The organism is Bacillus sp. mrc49, from assembly GCF_002803435.1.
Genome location: NZ_PHNG01000801.1, coordinates 1 through 3,156, shown reverse-complemented (window position 1 = coordinate 3,156; position 3,156 = coordinate 1). Strand labels below are relative to the sequence as shown.

The 3,156-nt window shown below is 44.1% G+C and carries 3 protein-coding genes; 1 reads left to right on the top strand and 2 read right to left on the bottom strand.

Going from position 1 to position 3,156, the window contains the following annotated elements; translation table 11 throughout:
- Nucleotides 1–169: 169 nt before the first annotated feature.
- Nucleotides 170–1,438, bottom strand: a complete 1,269-nt coding sequence (locus CVN76_RS30085; protein WP_100534246.1) for a dicarboxylate/amino acid:cation symporter — start codon at nucleotides 1,436–1,438, stop codon at nucleotides 170–172.
- Nucleotides 1,439–1,603: 165 nt separating this feature from the next.
- On the opposite strand from CVN76_RS30085, the gene CVN76_RS30080 reads away from it, so the two are divergent.
- Nucleotides 1,604–2,425: an alpha/beta fold hydrolase gene (locus tag CVN76_RS30080; RefSeq protein WP_100534245.1), complete on the top strand. Its 822-nt coding sequence runs from the start codon at nucleotides 1,604–1,606 to the stop codon at nucleotides 2,423–2,425.
- A 201-nt stretch (nucleotides 2,426–2,626) separates the two neighbouring features.
- Here the strand turns inward: CVN76_RS30080 and CVN76_RS30075 are convergent.
- On the bottom strand, nucleotides 2,627–3,156 hold a 530-nt coding region (locus tag CVN76_RS30075; protein WP_157805843.1), incomplete at its 5' end, for a class F sortase.

Here is a 3,156-nt window from a genome sequence, read left to right as displayed (position 1 = left end):
GCTCTTCAGGTATGACGAATATATAGGCTAGTCCCGTAATAAGGATCGCCGCAGGCAACCACTTCGTTAACATCGGAATCCCTCCTTTACAGTTACATTCTATGCATCGGCATGGAACACCTTGCTCCTAAAAAAAAAAAGACGCCTGGAAAACCAGGCGTCCGTTCGATCATACGGCCGAATCTTCTTTAATAAAAGCTTGCTTTAACCAGTTCTTTCCTTCGACGAGCCGTGACACGAGCATGGCACAAACTGTGTTTCCTGTTGAGTTCAACAGTGTAGCAGGTGCATCGATTATCGTGGATATAACGGCAATGATCGGCAAAACTTCAACCGGGAAGCCGAATACGCTGAGAATCAGCATTTCCCCGATCATCCCTCCTCCAGGAATGGCACCCATGACAGCACCAACCAAAAAGGCAACGGCAAGGATGCTCAATATGCTTGAAATGCTTGTCATATCCTTACCGAATAAGCTGAATAGGAATACGATTTTCAGAATTCCGCCAAATACGGACCCATCCTTATGAGTGTTGGCTCCGAGTGGAATGACCGTTTCCGCAATATCCTTTGGCACGCCCATTTTCTTGACTGATTCCAGATTGACTGGAATGCACGCGGCACTGGAGCACGTAGCGATGGCTGTAATTGATGGCGCCAAGGCATTTTTCCAAAATAATTTAACGCCATCCTTCCCACCTGCGATAAAGGCATACAAAGTGAAGAAGCCAAAATAATAAATTAATGCTAAGACGAGATAAAGAACGAAGGTACGGGCATAGCCCTCCAAAATCTGCGGCCCAAGCTGTCCGATGATCGTCGCAAAATAAGCGCCAAGTCCAATGGGTGCATAGTACATGACGATCTTCACGACCTTCATCATGACAGCCGTTCCAGCTGTTAAAAATTCGGTGATCGGTCTAGCCTTCTCGCCGACAAGTGCAGTCGAAAGTCCAATTAATACCGAGAAAACGATAAGCTGGAGCATATTGCTCCTGGAGAACAGTTCGGGAAAATCGGATACGGTTACAGTGTTGACCAGTTGACTGAAGAAAGATACATCTTCAACCTTTTCCTCAGGGGAACTGTTTTCCATCAATTCTTTGATGGCTGTCGTATCTGTGCCCTCCAAAGGGTTGATGATGGTTGTCCCAATGAATCCAATCACGGCAGCCAATGCGGCTGTCGTCAGGAAAACGATCACGATGCTGCCCATGATTTTTCCGAGGCGGTTCATTCCACTCATATTGGCAATGGCCGAAGCGATGCTGAAAAATACCAAGGGAACGATGATCGTGAACATCAGATTTAGGAATAAGTCTCCCAGCGGTTGTATGACCGAGGTTTTCTCACCGAAAACGACGCCTGCTATCCCACCGATAATAATGGCAGTGAGTAGGATCAATGAGGATCGATAGTTTTTAAAAAAGCTCTTCATGAAAAAATCCGTCCTTTCAGGATGAAGATAATCAATAAAAATATACTTCATTATCAACTTTAGATGAAGGTTTGACAATATATTTTTAAAGGAAGGAATGTTAAAAGCCGAAACGCAATACATAATAAGAAGAATGAATGAAAAGCGTGGGTAAGGAGGAGTAATATGACATTTTTTAATGTGGAAGAGGGTGTCCGGCTATTTTATGAAGAAAAGGGGCAGGGCAGGCCAATCATTTTTATCCATGGAGTATGGATGAGCAGTCGCTTCTTTACAAAGCAACTTCCATACTTTTCCCAAAATTATCGCACGATATTGCTTGATTTAAGAAGTCATGGCAAATCAAACCAAGTTCATTACGGAAATACGGTCTCCGTATATGCAAAGGATCTCCATGCGTTCATTACTGAACGGGGATTGAAGGATGTCATCCTTGTTGGCTGGTCGATGGGGGCTTTTGTCGTCTGGGATTACCTGAAGCAATTCGGCGGGGGGAATGTCCATTCAACCGTTATCGTCGATGAGCTGGCCTCTGATTTTAAATGGCCTGACTTTGATATTGGTGCATTTGACATTGGCACATTGATAGCCTTCATGACGGAGGTCCAAACGAATCGCACTCCTTTTTTACAAACTTTCCTATCCTCCATGTTTAAAAACGAATTATCCGCGGAGGATGCAAATTGGATGCTCGGGGAAGTAACGAGAATGCCTGAATCTATTGCCAGCAGCATTCTATTCGACCAATCAATCGTTGATTATCGTGAATTCCTGCCCCAAATTACCGTTCCCACGCTTCTTTGTTTTGGAAGGGAGGAAAAAGTGATTCCTGTTGCTGCAGGGGAGCATTTGCATGAACATATCCCGGATTCCCAACTCGTAATCTTCGAAGATAGCTGCCATTGTCCTTTTTTGGAAGAAAGCGATTTATTTAACAAAACCGTCGATGACTTTATTCAAAAAGGAATAGGAAGGGCTGGAGGATAAGCATTTTCCCCGTTTCCGATGGCTAAGAAATTCGGGGGTGCGAAAGGAAGCGTATCGCTAAGCGGGATTTTCGCACCTTCCGTAACGATCAGGAGCTGATTACAGCGGTGGAAGGCAAAAGTAAAAGGAACGGTCCGGTTCAATGCCGAACACGATCCTTGAAAGTGGTATCTAAAGTTCACTTTTAACAGTGGGCCATTATCATTCGGCAATGCTGGATGGAGCGGATTCCTGCCCATATTCATTAACAGCTGTGACATAGTAATGAGCTTTTGAGGCATTATTATCTACATAACTTTTACGTTCGTACTCTGAGATGCTTCCAATGTGCGTAAATGTCCCTCCAGGCACTTTTTTGTATATCCGGTAGCCAATAATATTTCCTTCTCGTACGGCATACCAGGATAACAAATCACCGCTTATTTTTACATTCGTTGGCGCATCTGGCAGCTTCGCTTCATTTTCAAGCTGCATCGCTTGTTCTTCCTTTAATTCTGCATATACGACCAATCGTTCTTGATGCGTGCCTTTTGATCGGTCGAAGGTGCCTGTGCAAGTAATTAAGTTCAAATGGCGCCCTTTGCTATATCCGAAGATTTCGTTAAGAGGGGCTTTGTCTCGTGGGTAGCTTTGTTTCTTTTTCACCACAAATGTGAGTTTTGTTCCTTGTTTGTCCTTAACCGTAATTTCATCCCCTCTATCGAGGTCTTTCAAATGATAAAAAATGGCGG